The sequence below is a fragment of the Exiguobacterium sp. s152 genome, assembly GCF_018618335.1.
Classification (GTDB): domain Bacteria; phylum Bacillota; class Bacilli; order Exiguobacteriales; family Exiguobacteriaceae; genus Exiguobacterium; species Exiguobacterium chiriqhucha.
The window spans coordinates 341,029-357,084 of sequence record NZ_JACSLX010000002.1 but is presented as its reverse complement, the minus strand read 5'-3'; the positions used below and the strand labels follow the sequence as shown (position 1 = coordinate 357,084).

General features: G+C 53.6%; 18 protein-coding genes. 16 read left to right on the top strand and 2 right to left on the bottom strand.

Annotated features, from left to right (window positions below; all coding sequences use genetic code 11):
- From KNP72_RS05845 to mnhG, 3 genes are read left to right on the top strand one after another with little or no spacing between them, the layout of a single operon-like run.
- On the top strand, positions 1–480 hold the full coding sequence (locus KNP72_RS05845) for a Na+/H+ antiporter subunit E (RefSeq protein ID WP_214832470.1): 480 nt from the start codon (positions 1–3) through the stop codon (positions 478–480).
- Entirely contained in the window at positions 480–770 is a 291-nt protein-coding gene (locus tag KNP72_RS05840) for a Na(+)/H(+) antiporter subunit F1 (RefSeq protein WP_114165745.1), read from the top strand. Before KNP72_RS05845 ends, KNP72_RS05840 begins: the two co-directional genes overlap by 1 nt.
- Positions 748–1,107, top strand: a complete 360-nt coding sequence (mnhG, locus tag KNP72_RS05835; protein ID WP_031200113.1) for a monovalent cation/H(+) antiporter subunit G — start codon at positions 748–750, stop codon at positions 1,105–1,107. The genes KNP72_RS05840 and mnhG overlap by 23 nt, the downstream gene beginning before the upstream one ends.
- A 37-nt stretch (positions 1,108–1,144) precedes the next feature.
- Here the strand turns inward: mnhG and KNP72_RS05830 are convergent, their stop codons facing one another.
- Positions 1,145–2,458 carry a dihydrolipoyl dehydrogenase family protein gene (locus tag KNP72_RS05830; protein WP_214832468.1) on the bottom strand — a complete coding sequence of 438 codons (1,314 nt, stop codon included), beginning with the start codon at positions 2,456–2,458 and terminating at the stop codon, positions 1,145–1,147.
- 73 nt (positions 2,459–2,531) lie between these two features.
- On the opposite strand from KNP72_RS05830, the gene uvrC reads away from it, so the two are divergent.
- Entirely contained in the window at positions 2,532–4,316 is a 1,785-nt protein-coding gene (gene uvrC / locus KNP72_RS05825) for an excinuclease ABC subunit UvrC (RefSeq protein ID WP_214832466.1), read from the top strand.
- Between the two features lie 44 nt (positions 4,317–4,360).
- Here uvrC and KNP72_RS05820 read toward each other — a convergent pair whose 3' ends face one another.
- Positions 4,361–4,753, bottom strand: coding sequence for a YslB family protein (locus KNP72_RS05820; protein WP_251128893.1), 393 nt, complete (start codon positions 4,751–4,753; stop codon positions 4,361–4,363).
- A gap of 223 nt (positions 4,754–4,976) precedes the next feature.
- Between KNP72_RS05820 and KNP72_RS05815 the strand changes: the two genes are divergently transcribed.
- The 12 genes from KNP72_RS05815 (at position 4,977) to clpX (ending at position 16,026) form a co-directional block, all read left to right on the top strand.
- Positions 4,977–5,594, top strand: a complete 618-nt coding sequence (locus tag KNP72_RS05815) for a succinate dehydrogenase cytochrome b558 subunit (protein ID WP_034776788.1) — start codon at positions 4,977–4,979, stop codon at positions 5,592–5,594.
- Positions 5,595–5,610: 16 nt separating this feature from the next.
- On the top strand, positions 5,611–7,368 hold the full coding sequence (gene sdhA, locus KNP72_RS05810) for a succinate dehydrogenase flavoprotein subunit (RefSeq protein WP_034776790.1): 1,758 nt from the start codon (positions 5,611–5,613) through the stop codon (positions 7,366–7,368).
- 8 nt (positions 7,369–7,376) lie between these two features.
- Positions 7,377–8,165, top strand: coding sequence for a succinate dehydrogenase iron-sulfur subunit (sdhB, locus tag KNP72_RS05805; RefSeq protein WP_200881496.1), 789 nt, complete (start codon positions 7,377–7,379; stop codon positions 8,163–8,165).
- A 9-nt stretch (positions 8,166–8,174) separates the two neighbouring features.
- Complete coding sequence (locus KNP72_RS05800) at positions 8,175–8,615, top strand: acyl-CoA thioesterase (protein ID WP_214832464.1); 441 nt, start codon at positions 8,175–8,177, stop codon at positions 8,613–8,615.
- A gap of 70 nt (positions 8,616–8,685) precedes the next feature.
- Entirely contained in the window at positions 8,686–8,949 is a 264-nt protein-coding gene (locus tag KNP72_RS05795) for a phosphocarrier protein HPr (RefSeq protein ID WP_021066838.1), read from the top strand.
- 116 nt (positions 8,950–9,065) lie between these two features.
- Positions 9,066–9,872, top strand: a complete 807-nt coding sequence (gene racE, locus KNP72_RS05790) for a glutamate racemase (protein WP_285222555.1) — start codon at positions 9,066–9,068, stop codon at positions 9,870–9,872.
- The gene (rph, locus tag KNP72_RS05785) at positions 9,865–10,614 is read left to right on the top strand and encodes a ribonuclease PH (protein ID WP_214752631.1); all 750 of its coding nucleotides are present in this window, start codon (positions 9,865–9,867) and stop codon (positions 10,612–10,614) included. Before racE ends, rph begins: the two co-directional genes overlap by 8 nt.
- Positions 10,611–11,201, top strand: a complete 591-nt coding sequence (locus KNP72_RS05780; protein ID WP_214832463.1) for an XTP/dITP diphosphatase — start codon at positions 10,611–10,613, stop codon at positions 11,199–11,201. Before rph ends, KNP72_RS05780 begins: the two co-directional genes overlap by 4 nt.
- A 5-nt stretch (positions 11,202–11,206) precedes the next feature.
- On the top strand, positions 11,207–11,719 hold the full coding sequence (locus KNP72_RS05775; protein ID WP_214719951.1) for a metallophosphoesterase family protein: 513 nt from the start codon (positions 11,207–11,209) through the stop codon (positions 11,717–11,719).
- 541 nt (positions 11,720–12,260) lie between these two features.
- A complete protein-coding gene (locus KNP72_RS05770) occupies positions 12,261–13,166 on the top strand; it encodes a hypothetical protein (RefSeq protein ID WP_214719950.1) in 906 nt (301 codons plus the stop codon).
- An 88-nt stretch (positions 13,167–13,254) separates the two neighbouring features.
- Positions 13,255–14,547, top strand: coding sequence for a trigger factor (gene tig, locus KNP72_RS05765; protein ID WP_021066844.1), 1,293 nt, complete (start codon positions 13,255–13,257; stop codon positions 14,545–14,547).
- A gap of 210 nt (positions 14,548–14,757) precedes the next feature.
- The gene (gene clpX, locus KNP72_RS05760) at positions 14,758–16,026 is read left to right on the top strand and encodes an ATP-dependent protease ATP-binding subunit ClpX (protein WP_021066845.1); all 1,269 of its coding nucleotides are present in this window, start codon (positions 14,758–14,760) and stop codon (positions 16,024–16,026) included.
- Positions 16,027–16,056: the final 30 nt, after the last annotated feature.

Below are 16,056 nucleotides of genomic sequence, written 5' to 3'. Positions count from 1 at the left end.
ATGGCTTACCAACTACTCATCAACTTTTTCCTGGCGTTCATTTGGATGTTCTTCACGGGTACGTTCACGACGAGCGGATTCATCATCGGTTACTTGCTCGGGTTACTCGTCATCTTCATGATGCGCCGCTTCTTCAAGAATACGGATTTCTATTTCATCCGCGTCTTGAAACTGCTTAAACTGTTCTTGATTTTCTGTCGCGAACTCGTCGTAGCCAACATCGAAGTGCTCCGGCTCGTCTTGAGCCCGAAACTAAAAATCCAACCAGGCATCTTTCGGTATCACACCGAACTCGATGCCGGTTGGAAAGTGAGTTGGCTATCGATGCTCATCACGCTGACACCAGGTACGCTTGTCGTCCAAGTGTCAGACGACAATAAGACGCTCTACATCCATGCGCTCCATATGCCGGATAAAGAGTCGCTCAAACAAGACATTTACGATAACTTTGAGTCGAACATCAAGGAGGCGACCAGCTAATGTTAAATATTATTATTTACGTCGCCCTCGCCATCCTCGTGCTCGCCATGCTCGGTATGCTGTATCGGGTCGTCAAAGGGCCGACGACAGCGGACCGTGTCATCGCCCTCGACTCGATCGGCATCGGGTTGATCTCGGTCGTGTCGTTGTTATCGATTTTGCTCGATACGACGATGTTCTTCGAGGTCATCCTCTTGCTCGGGATTTTAGCCTTTATCGGAACGGTGGCATTCTCGAAATTCCTCGAGAAGGGAGAGATCATCCAACATGACCGCAACAATGATTTATGACATCTTGACCGGTGTCTTCACGATCATCGGGGTGTTCTTCACCGTCGTCGCGGCGATCGGTCTGATCCGGCTCCCGGACATCTATTCCCGCGCCCACGCCGCCTCGAAGAGTGCGACGCTCGGCGTCATGTTCGTCCTGTTCGCGGCGCTCTTGCACGTCTGGGTCGACCAGCGCATCTTTGACGCACGGCTTCTGCTCGGACTGTTCTTCGTCTTGTTGACGGCTCCAGTCGGTGGACACTTGATCGCTCGGGCGGCTCACGCTCAAGGGGTAAAGCTCTGGGACAAATCGCTCCAGGACGCCTTGCAAGAAGATAAGGATAAAGGAATCGAATGACGAAAGGCTCTTCCATCGCACGATGGAAGAGCCTTTTTTAGATGATGTACGAGATATCGGACGCGGACGTCGGATACGCGAACTCCAAGTGTTTGACGTGTTGATGGGTCATATTGTTTTGTATAATAAACGAGAACAGGTTGATCAGTTCCGGCGCGTGTTGCCCAATCAAGTGGGCGCCGAGCACATGACCGTCCTTGCTTAACAATATGCGGGAGAACGCCGTCGTGTCGTTGATCCGCTCATACGTGAGGAAATGGGACAAGTCGTTGTCTTTACATTCATAGTCGATGCCGCGCGCTTTCACCTCCTCGACCGTCAGCCCGACCTTGGCAATCGGTGGTGTCGTGAAGACGACCGTCGGGGCGGGACGCTCGGGGAGCGGACGCGTGTTGTTGCGGAGCAGGTTGAGCGCGGCGATGCGTCCTTCCTGCCCCGCAAACGGGGTGAGGGCCGGGTTGCGGCTCTTGGCGACGTCCCCGGCTGCATATACGTTCGCATTCGTCGTCTGCAGGAACTCATTGACGAGGACGCCGCCGTGGTCGGACTCGATACCGGCTGCGTCCAAACGGAGCCGTTCGATGCTCGGAATTCGCCCGGTGGCGTTAAGGACGACGCCTTCGAGGGTAGAGTCATCTGATAACGTCAGCACGTCCCCATCCATCCGGACGGGCTCGATGCCGTAACGGACATCGATGCCGATCCGAATCGTCTCATCGACGAGACGTTTGACGACTTTGCGATCGAATTGTTTAAGTGCCCGCGATCGGATGAGGAGGGTCACCTCGCTCCCGAAGCGGCGGAGGATGTGAGCGAACTCGAACGCGATATAGCCGGCCCCAATGATGATGATGTGTTTTGGCAAGTCGTCGAGGTCGAAAACGTCGTCGCTCGTGATGGCCAAGTCGCCACCCGGGATGTCGAGCGGTCGCGGAATGAGGCCTGAAGCGATTAAAAACTGATGCGCCGAGATTTCATGCCCATCAATGACAATCGAGTCTTCATCGATGAAATGGGGTTCGCCTTCGAACAAGTCGATGTCGTGCTCTTTCCAATGATGCATCTTCGTCGTCGGGATGGCGAAACGATACTCGTCGATACGCCGTTTAAAGGCGTGCCAATCGAGCGTGAGCTCGCCGTGGACACCGAGTGATTTCATCCGTTCCGTACGGGCAATGAGCTCTGCTCCTTCCGCGAGCATCTTTTTCGGGTCACATCCGCGTTGCGGACACGTCCCGCCGAACGTCCAATTCTCGACGATGGCAATTTGTTTACCGGCGTCGCATAATACGTTAGCGGCTTGGCTCGCTGCCGAGCCGCTGCCGATGATGATGACATCGTACCGTTTCATAACAAAACCCTCCCTCTGAGACTTCATCAAAATTTTTCCCGTCTGGAAGGAACTTAAACTGAGGTGATTGAATTTGAGTCATTCTGACCACATTAAACATAAATTGGCGCTCCTCCCGGACGAGCCCGGCTGTTACTTGCATAAGAACGAGTACGGCGAGACCATTTACGTCGGGAAAGCGAAAAATCTGAAAAACCGGGTCCGGTCTTATTTTACCGGGGCGCATGACATCAAGACGATGCGCCTCGTCGCTGAGATTCGCGACTTTGAGTATATCGTCACGGCGAGCGAACTCGAGGCGCTTCTGCTCGAGATGACGCTCATAAAAAAGCATGACCCGAAATACAACATCCGTCTCAAAGACGACAAGTCGTACCCGTACATCAAGATCACGAACGAGCCGTACCCGAGGTTACTCACGACGCGGAAGCTGAAGCGGGACGGCGGCTTCTATTTCGGCCCGTACCCGAACGCCTATGCCGCCAACGAGACGAAGCGGTTGCTCGATAAACTGTATCCGCTCCGGAAATGCCAACCGATGCCGCGCAAGCTCTGTCTGTATTACCATATCGGGCAGTGTCTCGGACCTTGCGAGCTCGCTGTCGACACGGACGAGCAAAAAGAGATCGTCCATGAAATTCGCCGCTTCCTGAACGGGGAGACGAGCGAGACGCTCGCCAAGCTCCAAGTCGACATGGGACGAGCGGCCGAAGATATGCAGTTCGAACGAGCCGCTGAGCTCCGTGACCAAATCCGGGCCGTCGAGTCGATTATGAACAAACAGAACATGATCACGGCCGACCCGACAGCTCGCGATGTCTTCGGCTATACGCTCGACCGCGGCTGGATGTGCGTCCAAGTGTTCTATATGCGGGGCGGCAAGATGATCGAGCGCGACGTATCACTGTTCCCGCTCCACGGCGAACCGTCTGAGGAGCTCGAGAGTTTCATCGTCCAGTTCTACGAGCAGAACGTATTGCCGAAGGAAGTGCTCGTCCCCGAGATCGTCCGCATCGATTTATTGAACGAGGCGATCGGGACGAAAGTGATGCAACCGAAGCGCGGCGCGAAGCGACAGTTGCTCGACTTGGCGACGAAAAATGCGGGCATCGCCTTGAACGAGAAGTTCGAGTTGCTCGCCCGCGACGAAGAGCGGACACTCCTCGCCATGCGTGAACTCGGTGAGGCGATCGGCATCCCGAACTTGTCACGCGTCGACATCATCGACAACGCGAACATCCAAGGGGCTGATGCCGTCTCGGCACTCGTCGTCTTCGAAGACGGGAAGCCGCTCAAGAAGGAATACCGGAAATACAAGATTCGTACCGTCCAAGGACCGGACGACTACGAGACGATGCGAGAGGTCGTCCGTCGTCGGTTCCGTCGCCTGTTGACGGAAGAGAAGCGTCTACCGGACTTGCTGTTGATTGACGGGGGCATCGGGCAATTGAACGCCGCCCTCGACGTCCTGCAGAACGAGTTCGGGCTCGACTTGCCGGTCGGGTCGCTCAAAAAAGATGACCGTCACCGGACGAGCCAGCTCTTGTTCGGGGAAGGCGGCGGGGTCGTCGAACTGAATTCGCGCTCGAGCGCGTTCTATTTGCTCCAACGTATGCAAGACGAGGTCCACCGCTTCGCCATCACGTTCCACCGCAGTTTGCGGACGAAGAAGATGACGAAGTCGGTGCTCGACGATATCCCGGGCGTCGGGCCGAAGCGACGTCAGCAGTTGATCCGCCATTTCGGGTCGATGAAACAAATCCGACTCGCCTCGCTAGAACAGTTGAAGGAAGCAGGCCTGCCCGAGAAGTTGGCCGAGACCGTTTTGCAATACGTTCATGAGGAGACGGACGAATGAAGATAAAACAAGAGCCGATGCGGTCAGTTCGCATCGGCTCTTCGTCATTCATACGTATCTTTTCGGTCTAGTTGGACGGTGATTTGGACGGCCTGGCGCGCCACATCGGCGTAGCCCTCGGCGACGCATTGGGAACGACCGGCAATTTGTTCGGCTAAAAAGCCAGCCTCAAGCTGGAAGTAGCCGGTTGCCTTTTCTTGGGTCGCAGGCGGGGGAAGTAGTTCGAACAAGAACTTATTTCCTTTTTCTTTCAAGAGCGTCAATTGCCCCCAGCCAGCCTCCATAAAGAAGGCGCTCAGTTCGTCATTCGTCATGACCGGGAACTTGCGTGCGACCCTTTTGCCCGACCAATAGATGACTTGGGCGTAATCGTCCCCGAGCAAATCCGTCAACACATAATCGCGAAGCAGTTCGATCGCGAAAGTGGGTTGGCTCATCGTTTCCATCTTCTTCCATCACTCCATTCTCTCTATACCATTATAACGACGATTCGCCTTTTGGTCACCGGGTATTTTGCAAAAGAATGTGGCACAAATCGGTCGGGTTGTCTTGTCATACAAATTTCACAAGAGTAGAATAGGAGACAGAAAGCTATATTTACATTTGAAAACGCTTTTATTTACAAAACGAGCCAAGGGCTCGTGAAAAGGGGGAACTAGAATGGCAGCGCGTCGTGACTATTTCAGTCGTAAAGTCCATTCGCTACTTGGGGTCATCCCAATCGGCTTGTTTTTGATCGTTCACTTGTCGGTCAACTACTATATCGTCGATGGGGTGGAGTCGTTCAACAAGGCAGCAAAATTTATGGAGAGCTTACCGTACTTGTATTTCCTTGAAGTGACCATCATCGCTTTGCCGATGATCTTCCACGGAGTGTATGGCGTGTATTACGCGTTCCTCGGTTCGATTAACACGAACCGTTACTCATACGCCCGTAACTGGATGTACATGCTCCAACGCTTCACGGGCGTCTTCCTCGTTATCTTCATCGCATGGCACGTTTGGGAAACGCGCTTGGCGAAGTTGCGTGGCGTTGAAGTGAACGCGGAGATGATGCAAAACATCGTCGACAATCCGCTCATGCTCATCTTCTACATAGTCGGGATCCTCTCGGCTACGTTCCACTTCGCGAACGGTCTCTGGTCGTTTGCCATCACGTGGGGGATCACACAGTCGCCTCGTTCACAGCGCTTCATGAGCTATGTCTCAGGCGTCGTCTTCTTGGCACTATCTTTTGTCGGCATCCGTTCTATCTTGACGTTCGCGGGCATCTTGTAATTAGGGGGAAAAGTTCATGGCAAATCAAAGTTTGATCGTCATCGGTGGCGGTCTGGCTGGACTCATGGCGACAATCAAGTCGGCTGAGATGGGTGTTCCGGTAAAACTATTCTCGCTTGTACCGGTCAAGCGTTCACATTCAGTTTGTGCACAAGGCGGCATCAACGGTGCCGTCAACACGAAAGGGGAAGGGGATTCTCCTTGGCAACACTTTGATGACACGGTCTATGGGGGCGACTTCCTCGCCAACCAACCGCCGGTCCAAAAGATGGCGGAAGCGGCACCGAAGATCATCCATATGTTCGACCGCATGGGCGTCATGTTCAACCGGACGCCAGAAGGTCTTCTCGACTTCCGTCGTTTCGGCGGTACGCTCCATCACCGTACGGCTTACGCCGGTGCGACGACGGGGCAACAGCTCCTGTACGCACTAGACGAGCAGGTTCGTCGCTACGAGGCGCAAGGTCTCGTCGAGAAGTATGAAGGCTGGGAGTTCCTCCGGGCCATCATCGATGAAGCAGGTGTGTGTCGTGGTGCGGTCTGTCAGGATTTGCGCTCGATGGAAATTAAAGCGTTCCCATCGGATGCGGTCATCCTCGCGACAGGCGGCCCGGGTGTCATCTTCGGCAAATCGACGAACTCGGTCATCAACACCGGACAAGCGGCTGGAGCGGTTTACCGTCAAGGCGCCGTCTATGCGAACGGTGAGTTCATCCAAATCCACCCGACGGCGATCCCAGGGGACGACAAGCTTCGTCTCATGAGTGAATCGGCGCGCGGTGAAGGCGGACGTGTCTGGACGTATAAAGACGGTAAGCCATGGTACTTCCTTGAAGAGAAGTATCCGGCCTACGGAAACCTCGTGCCGCGTGATATCGCGACGCGTGAGATCTTCGACGTCTGTGTCAACCAAAAGCTCGGCGTCAACGGCGAGAACATGGTGTACCTCGATTTGTCGCATAAAGACTCGAAAGAGCTCGACATCAAGCTCGGCGGGATCCTTGAGATTTACGAGAAGTTCGTCGGCGACGATCCACGCAAAGTCCCGATGAAGATCTTCCCGGCCGTTCACTATTCGATGGGCGGACTATGGGTCGACTACGATCAGATGACAAACATCCCAGGCCTGTTCGCAGCCGGTGAGTGCGATTACTCGATGCACGGTGCGAACCGTCTCGGGGCCAACTCGCTCTTGTCTGCCGTATACGGCGGGATGGAAGCCGGTCCGGCGGCCGTTCACTACATGCGTGGTCTCGACCAAGCGACAGAGAGCGTGCCGGAAGCGCTCTTCAACTTCAACGAACGTGAAGAAATCGAGCGGTTCAACGACATCCTCGCGATGGACGGTACGGAAAACGCGTATCAAATCCACCGCGAGCTCGGCGAACTCATGACCGACAACGTCACGGTCGTTCGTTACAACGACAAGCTCGAGGCGACGGACCTCAAACTCCGTGAGCTTCGTGAACGCTATAACAACATCTCCGCGACCGACACGGCTCGCTGGAGCAACCAAGGGGCATCGTTCATCCGACAACTCGACCACATGCTCGACCTCGCGCGCGTCATCACGCTTGGCGCTTTGAAACGCGACGAGAGCCGTGGTGCTCATTACAAACCGGACTTCCCGGAACGTGATGACGACAAGTTCATGAAGACGACGATGGCACGTTACAACGCAGGGGAAGTCGATATCTCGTATGAAGAGATCGACGTTTCGTTAATCCCGCCGCGCAAACGGGATTACTCGAAGAAAGGGGCGAAGACGAAATGACGACGCCGATGCAATCTGAACAAAAAGATATTCGTTTTATCATTGAACGCCAGGACGGACCGGACCAAGCCGCTTATACGGAAGAGTTCACCGTCCCGTACCGCCCGAACATGAACGTCATCTCGGCGTTGATGGAAATCCGCCGAAACCCGGTCAATGCGAACGGGGACAAGACGACACCAATCAACTGGGATATGAACTGTCTCGAGGAAGTGTGCGGTGCCTGCTCGATGATCATCAACGGCAAGCCGCGCCAATCGTGTACGGCACTCGTTGATAAACTCGAGCAGCCGATTCGCCTTGCTCCGATGAAGACGTTCCCGGTCATCCGTGACCTTCAAGTCGACCGTCAGCGCATGTTCGACGCGTTGAAAAAAGTGAAGGCATGGGTCCCAATCGACGGGACGTACGACCTCGGACCTGGACCGCGGATGCCAGAGAACAAACGTCAATGGGCGTATGAATTATCGAAATGTATGACGTGCGGTGTCTGCCTCGAGGCGTGCCCGAACGTCAATGACAAATCGAGCTTCATCGGACCGGCCGCCATTTCGCAAGTCCGTCTCTTCAACTCGCATCCGACTGGCGCCTTCCACGCGGAGGACCGTCTCGAAGCGCTCATGGAAGACGGCGGCCTCGCACAGTGCGGGAACGCGCAAAACTGTGTCGAAGTTTGTCCGAAAGGTATTCCACTCACGACATCAATCGCCGCGATGAACCGTCAGACGACGCTTCACTCGTTCAAATCGTTCTTCGGTAGCGACAAAGGCCGCACCGGTTCTGCGGTCGAGGCGTAAGGGCTACGGATGACGAAGTACTTCCGGGAAGCCGATTGGGAAACACGTGTCAGAGCAGGGGTCGCGCTAGACGTCAAAGTCCGATTCTCGGAGTGCGACCCGTACGGTCACATGAATAACACAATTCCGTTCATCTATTTCGAAGACGCGCGGATCGAGTTGCTTGAAGCGACAGGTTTTTCGTTGAAAGATGGATTTGTCGTCGTGGCAGATGCCCAGTGCGACTACGTTCGCCAAGTGATGCCACGGCAATCGATCGTGGTGTATGCCAATGTCTTGACGGTCGGAAACACTTCATGTGATATTCATTACGGGGCATATGATGGAGACCAGCTCATGTTCGCGGGGCGTACGAGCCTCGTGCACTTGTCGAAATCCGGTCGTCCGACCGAATGGACTCCAGAATATAAAAATCGCTTGCAGAATTTTAGCGAATCCGCTATCATTTGATAATGAGTTCACAAACAATTATTCTGCAGGTCCGCCTGTAGAATTGAAATTTGAAGGGAGACCTCACGTCATGGAAAAAACGTTCACAGTCGTTGCAGATTCAGGAATTCACGCTCGTCCAGCTACACAGTTGGTAAACACAGCTTCTAAATTCCAATCAGATATCAACCTTGAGTACAACGGTAAAACAGTAAACCTCAAGTCGATCATGGGTGTTCTTTCACTCGGAATCGCAAAAGATTCTACAATCAAAATCACTGCAGCTGGTGACGATGCAGAAGAAGCGGTTAACACGCTTTCTGACATGCTCACAAGCGAAGGTCTTGCTCAGTAATTGAGCGACGGACGAGGCGGCCAATCGGCTACCTCGTCTTTTTTGTTTGTCACGAGACCGTTTCTTTTTCAGAATCGGCTTTTTTGGTAAGATAGATGGGAATGGAAGTGATGATCATGAAACGAGCGATTGGAGTACTCGATTCAGGAGTTGGCGGCTTGACGGTGGTCAAAGAACTGATGCGCCAACTACCGAAAGAAGAAATTATCTATATCGGCGACACGGAACGGTGCCCGTATGGCCCGCGCCCGCACGATGAGATTGAAGCCTATACGTGGGAACTGATCGAGTTCCTATTAAGCAAGAACGTGAAGATGATCGTCATCGCCTGTAACACGGCGACAGCGGTCGTCTTGAAAGAAGCGCGCAAACGCCTCAACATCCCGGTCATCGGTGTCATCGACCCGGGAGCCCGCGCGGCCGTCAAAGGGACGCGCAATAAACATATCGGCGTCATCGGTACGAAGATGACGATTGAGAGCAACTCCTACGAGACGGCACTCCGGCACGTGGCCGGCGAGATTGACGTGTATTCGCTCGCCTGTCCGCCGTTCGTCCCGCTCGTCGAAGCCGGCGAACTCGACGGGGAACGCGTCCGTACGATCGTCGCCGAGACGATTCGGCCGCTCCAATCTTCCGAGATGGATACGCTCATCCTCGGCTGCACGCACTATCCGTTGCTCGCTCCGGTCATTCAAGACGTCGTCGGACCGGACGTCCATTTGATTTCGTCAGGTGACGAGACGGCGCTCGAAGTGGCGGCCATCCTTGATTTCAAAGAGCTCGAGAACGACCTCGACACGGTCCCGGCGCACCAGTTTTATGCGACGGGGGACGTCGTCATCTTTGACCGGCTCGCGACAGAGTGGCTCGGTCAGCCCGTGAGAGCGGAGAAAGTAGAGGTGTCCGGTGTCGATGCGTAACGAACGAAACCAGGACGAGCTCCGGCCCGTCGAAATCGTTCCTCATGTGAACAAGCATGCGGAAGGATCGGTCCTCATCTCGATCGGGGACACGAAAGTTATCTGTACGGCGACGGTCGAAGAACGCGTCCCGAACTTTTTGCGCGGCAAGAAGCAAGGCTGGATCAACGCCGAGTATTCCATGCTTCCGCGCGCGACCGGCAACCGCACCGTACGTGAATCGGTCCGCGGCAAACAGTCGGGCCGGACGATGGAGATTCAGCGTCTCATTTCCCGCTCGCTCCGTTCGGTCGTCGATTTGGAACGGCTCGGCGAACGGACGATTTGGATTGACTGTGACGTCATCCAAGCGGACGGGGGCACGCGCACGGCCTCGATCACTGGCGGTTTCTGTGCCCTCGTCCTCGCGGTCGACGCGCTCATCCGTCAAGGCAAGCTCGACGACACACCGATTAAAGAAGGCGTCGCCGCCATCTCGGTCGGTCGGACCGATCAACTGCTCCTCGACTTGAACTACGAAGAAGATGCTGCGGCCGAGGTCGATATGAACGTCGTCATGACGGCGAGCGGACGCTTCGTCGAAGTGCAGGGCACAGGAGAAGAGGCGACGTTCACGTTGCTCGAGATGAACGAGATGCTCCAGATGGCCCAGAGCGGGATCGAGACGCTGTTCAAAGCGGCCGAAGACGCGCTCGGTGCCTCATGGTGGTATGTCGGGGAACAATTGGAGGAAACAACATGAAACTCATCGTCGCAACACGTAATAAAGGAAAAGTCGCAGAAATCGAAGGCATGCTCACGCCGCTCGGCTTCGAGGTCGAGTCATTGCTCGACTATCCGGACGCACCGGAGACGGACGAGACGGGCACGACGTTCGAAGCGAACGCCGAACTGAAAGCAAAGGAAGCGGCCCGCTACTTTGGTCATACCGTCCTCGCTGACGACTCGGGGCTTGAAGTCGACGCACTCGAAGGGGCACCGGGTGTCCATTCGGCCCGCTTCGCCGGACCTGAGAAATCGGACGAGGCGAACAACGCCCTCTTGCTCGAAAAGTTGAACGGCGCGACGGACCGGACGGCACGCTTTATCTGTGCCCTCTGCCTGGCCAAACCAACGGGAGAGACGTTGACGGTACGCGGTACGATCGAAGGGACGATCGGCTACGCACCGCACGGGGAGAACGGTTTCGGTTATGACCCGCTCTTCATCGTCCCGTCGCTCCATAAAACGGCAGCCGAACTCGAACGCGACGAAAAGGCGGCGGTCAGTCACCGCGGTCAAGCACTACGAAAGTTAGAGGCAGAAATCATTCCGTTCATGAAAGGGTGACCCGTATGCGTTTTCTCGTAGTCAGTGACAGTCACGGATTGACCGAAGAACTATCGATCATCTTCAATCGGCACGAACAAGAAATCGACGATGCGTATCATTGTGGCGACTCGCAACTCGCGCTCGTCGACGAGCATCTGCTCCCGTATCACACGGTGCGCGGCAATTGCGATTTCGGTGGCGACTTGCCGCTCGAGCGAATCGAGGAGACGGCCGAAGGCACGATTCTCATCGTCCATGGCCATCATCACGACGTGAAGTACGACTTGAACCGGTTGCGTTACCGGGCCGAAGAGGTCGGGGCGAACGTCGTCTTGTTCGGCCACTCGCACGTCGCCGGGGCGTTGATTGAGGACGGGGTGCTCTATGTGAACCCGGGTTCGATTCGGATGCCGCGCGGGCGGAGTGACAAGACGTATGTACTGATGGATCTCGAGAACGGACAGGCCAACGTCCGCTTTTATCGGTCTGAGGATGGTTCAGCCGTCGAGGATCTCGATGTGAGCGGAAAGCTGTGACGGAATGAAAAGAAGGAATTGACAGCAAACCATTTTTCTATTATAGTTTTCTTGTCAATGTCCCAATAGCTCAGCTGGATAGAGCAACGCCCTTCAAGACAAATAGGAGCCTTTATAGGGAAACAGAAACCTATAGAGTGGACGACACTATATCGGTGAAGCCTTAACAGATTATGCTGATGGTAATACCGAGGAAACTTATTTCCTTTCGGGGACAAGATGGTTCGAAGGACTAAAGGTCATTCTTTAGAGGTAGAGCCATTGAAGGAGCAGTTTGCTCGTGAGGTTCCGTAGAGACTACACGTGTCGCACCTGAAATGGTGAAGATATAGTCCAGACTACAAACAACACACGTTGGTGGCGAAAGCCATGGTGGTAAGCTAAGGCGTCGGTCGGGGGTTCGAATCCCTCTTGGGACACTTCCATTTAAAATAGAGATAGCCTCCACGGAGGTTGTCTCTTTTTTCGTTTTTCGGGGTATTGATTGACAACGAATCGATTCCTAACGGAAGATGGAGATGAATGGAAAGGGTGTGGAGAGATGGCAAAAGAGAAAGCGTACCCGTTTCCTGGGAACTGGTCGCGGCTTCAGAAGATGATTCAAGAGGCGGACACGGCCGGAGAACGGCAACGGGTCGAACCGATTCTGTGGGATTGGTATGAGGCAGTGCCCGGTGATCCCTTTGTTTTCATGGAACTATTCCAATGTCTGATGGAACGACCGGAAGAACCGGAGACGCTTGAGAAACTCGAAGAACTCGTCACGACTCAGATGACGGTCGCAGAAGAACCTGCAGCCGGCGGGCTTCAAATCGCCCAGTATTACATCATGCGTGACCAACCGTTCGAGGCGGCCCATTGGATCAATCGCTATCTCGAATGGCAAGAGAAGACCGATCACGTCAACACGCAAGCGCATCAAGTGTTGCAAGTGTTGAAGTTGACCGAGTTCCCGGCGGCAATCGCCAAAGTGAAGCGGATCCTGAATCGTGGCGGAATCGGTGAACAAATCGAGACGCTCGAACACGTCCATTTCAACATCGACGACGTCCTCGACAACGTCTTGAAAGAACTTCTCGTCGCCGACCGCCCAAAATTGATGAAGTTGATCGTGCTTCAAAAAGCGTTCGACGAGTTGCCGGTCATCGAATGGACCGATCTCGGGACACGGCACCGATTGACGCAAGACGAGGCGACCGTGCATACGCAAGCGTGGGAAGCGATGACCAATCAATTGCAGCGGGTCGTGTACGGTGACGAGATTGCGACACAACTGCTTATGAATTACATGTACACGCACTACCCGTTCACACCGCGAGAAGCGTCTGACGTGGAGGCGGCGCTCGGACAGGCGAAAACGGCCATCTTGCAACACGAGGAAACTGATGGCCTAGCAGCGGAAATCCTCGAGGCGGACATGCGTTTCACCGAGGCGTTTCTAGACTAAATCCTTGTGTGCAGTCGCCGGATTTATGCTATAATACGGATTGTTGTACATTCTTGTACGTATAAACGAATTGTTGGAGGGACTTAGCATGACAGCAAAATGGGAAAAAACATCAGGTAGCCAAGGCGTACTCACGTACGAAGCACCTGCAGAAGCTTTTGATAAAGCAGTCGACGCCGCATTCAAAGATGTCGTCAAAACTTTGAACGTGCCTGGCTTCCGTAAAGGGAAATTGCCACGCCCAATGTTCAACAAAATGTACGGAGAAGAAGCACTCTATCAAGATGCGCTCGATATCCTCTACCGTGACACAGTTCAAGGTGCGGTCGAAGAAGCTGGTTTCGAACCAATCGCTCTCGAAAACATCGATGTAGACGGCACGCTCGAAAAAGGCAAACCAGTAACGTTCAAAGTAACGTTCGTCGTTGAGCCAGAAGCTGAGCTTGGCGAATACAAAGGTCTCGAGTACGAAGCTGTTGAAACAACAGTCACTGACGAAGAAGTTGCAGCTGAACTTGACGCGCTTCAACAGCAAGGCGCAGAGCTTGCTGTTAAAGAAGGCGCAATCGAAAACGGCGACACAGCTGTCTTTGATTTCGCAGGTTTCGCTGACGGAGAGCAATTCGAAGGCGGCACGGCTGAAAACTACACGCTCGAAATCGGTTCAGGCCAATTCATCCCTGGATTCGAAGAGCAAATGGTCGGCTTGACGGCTGGCGAAGAAAAAGACGTTGAAGTAACATTCCCTGAAGAGTACCACGCTGACAACTTGGCGGGTAAACCAGCGACATTCAAAGTCAAACTTCACGAAGTCAAAGCGAAGCAAGTTCCTGAGCTCGACGACGAGTTCGCAAAAGACATCGACGAGTCAGTTTCATCACTCGACGAGTTGAAAGCGAAAATCCGTGAGCGTTTAGAAACTGCGAAGAAACAAGAAGCAGAAGGCACAATGCGCGACCAACTCGTCGAGCAAGCAACAGCTAACGCAACAATCGACGTACCAGCAGTACTCGTTGACCAAGAAGTAGACCGCATGGTTCAAGAGTTCGGCACACGTGTTTCTTCACAAGGAATCGACCTCGACATGTACTTCCAGCTTACTGGAACGACTGAAGAAGCGATGCGCGAAGAGATGAAAGAGCAAGCTGAAGAGCGCGTTAAAGCTCGTCTCGTCTTGAAAGCAATCGCTGAGAAAGAAGCGATTGAAGTGTCTGACGAAGATGCTGAGAAAGAACTCGAAGAAATGTCTAAACTTTACAACATCGCACCGGATCAACTCCGCACGATGCTCGCTCCACAAGGCGGAATCGAGACACTTAAAGGTGATCTCAAATTCCGCAAAGCGATCGACGTTCTCGTTGAAAACGGGAAAGCGAAGTAATCGGATGACAGAAGGACGGCTGCCTAGCAGTCGTCCTTTTTTTCGTCACGACACTTTGCATGTGTTTATCTTTGATGAAGTGATTTGTTCATGCTACAATTATTGCAACGCAGAGATGTAAATGTCTTTTCACGGTGCATGCGCACCTGGGAATACAAATAGGCGATTTATCGCACTTACATCCATTTTCATTTAGAAGGGGTGTACCGAATGTTCAAATTTAACGAGGAAAAGGGGCAACTCAAGTGCTCGTTTTGCGGAAAATCGCAAGAACAAGTCCGTAAATTAGTCGCCGGTCCTGGCGTATACATTTGTGACGAATGTATCGAACTTTGCAATGAAATCGTTGAGGAAGAGCTCGGTGTGGAGGAAGAAGTCGAATTTAAAGACATTCCAAAACCACAAGAGATTCGTAACATCCTAGACGATTATGTCATTGGTCAAGACCGCGCCAAACGTGCGCTTTCAGTAGCTGTCTATAACCACTATAAACGTATCAACGCCGGTGGCCGTTCTGATGATGTCGAACTTTCGAAGTCGAACATCGTCATGATTGGACCAACTGGTAGCGGTAAGACACTTCTCGCTCAGACGATGGCTCGCGTCTTGAACGTCCCATTCGCAATCGCGGACGCGACGAGCTTGACGGAAGCCGGTTACGTCGGGGAAGACGTCGAGAACATCTTGCTCAAGTTGATTCAATCGGCTGACTATGATGTCGAGAAGGCTGAAAAAGGGATTATCTACATCGATGAAATCGATAAGATTGCCCGTAAGTCGGAAAACCCATCAATCACGCGTGACGTATCGGGTGAAGGCGTTCAGCAGGCACTTCTTAAAATCTTGGAAGGAACGGTCGCAAGCGTGCCGCCGCAAGGTGGACGTAAGCATCCGCATCAAGAGTTCATTCAAATCGATACGACGAACATCTTGTTCATCGTCGGCGGCGCGTTCGCTGGCATCGAAGCGGTCGTCAAACGCCGCATCGGTAAGAAAGTCATCGGATTTGGGAACGACCAAGAAAATCGCGAGTTGACGCAAGAAGACTTGCTCGCCCGCGCGCTTCCGGAAGACCTTCAGAAGTTCGGATTGATTCCGGAATTCATCGGTCGTTTACCGGTCATGGCGACGCTCACGACGCTTGACGAAGAAGCACTCGTCGAGATCTTGACGAAGCCGAAGAACGCCCTCGTTCGTCAGTACGAGAAAATGCTCGAACTCGACGATGTCGAACTCTCGTTCACAGACGAGGCGTTGGTTGAAATCGCCAAACTTGCGATCAAACGTAAGACAGGCGCACGCGGTCTCCGCTCGATTATCGAAGAAATGATGCTCGATGTGATGTTCACTGTCCCATCGCGCGACGATATCGAGAAAGTCATCATCACGGATGAAACGATTACGGGTCTTGCCGGTCCGAAATACGTCCTTCGCGATGGTACTGTCGAACAGACAGGCGACAATAAAGAGACAGCATAATTTTGAACGAAAAAGGCTCAAACACTCGGC